1 protein-coding gene is annotated in these 638 nt (G+C 65.2%); it reads right to left on the reverse strand.

What is annotated here, in order from left to right; genetic code table 11:
• A partial coding sequence (locus HA073_RS30225) for an endo-1,4-beta-xylanase (protein ID WP_166457870.1) occupies positions 1–638 on the reverse strand: 638 nt, incomplete at both ends.

Raw genomic sequence — 638 nt, forward strand, 5'->3', positions numbered from 1 at the left:
GTGACGTCGACCTCGGTCAGCGCCACGTCCACACCCAGCGCGGCGAAGTTCTGCAGCGTGGTCTGGAAGTTGCCCGGCAGCGAGCTGCCACCGGTGAAGTGGGTCTGCAGACCCACGCAGTCGATCGGCACACCCCGGGACTTGAAGTCCCTGATCATGTTGTACACGCCCTGCGTCTTGCCGTACGACCAGTTCTCGATGTTGTAGTCGTTGTAGCACAGCTTCGTCGACGGGTCGGCCGCCCGCGCGGTGCGGAACGCCACCTCGATCCAGTCGTTACCGGTGCCCTGCAGGTTCGACTGCCGACGGCTGCCGTCCTCGTTGAACGCCTCGTTCACCACGTCCCACGCGGCCAGCTTGCCCCGGTAGTGGGCCATCACACCGTTGATGTGGTCGATCATCGCCTGACGCAGGTTGCTGCCGTTCAGGCTCTGCATCCAGCCCGGCTGCTGCGCGTGCCACGCGAGGGTGTGGCCGCGGACCTGGAGACCGCGCTGGGTGGCCCAGTTGTAGATCTGGTCGCCGGAGGAGAAGTTGAACTGGCCCCGGTTGGGCTGGAGCGCTTCCGGCTTCATCTCGTTCTCGGCGGTGATCATGTTGAACTCACGCGCCGCGATCGTGCTGTACGTCGAGTCGCC

The sequence above is a fragment of the Micromonospora sp. CMU55-4 genome, from assembly GCF_011602315.1.
Lineage (GTDB): Bacteria > Actinomycetota > Actinomycetes > Mycobacteriales > Micromonosporaceae > Micromonospora > Micromonospora chalcea.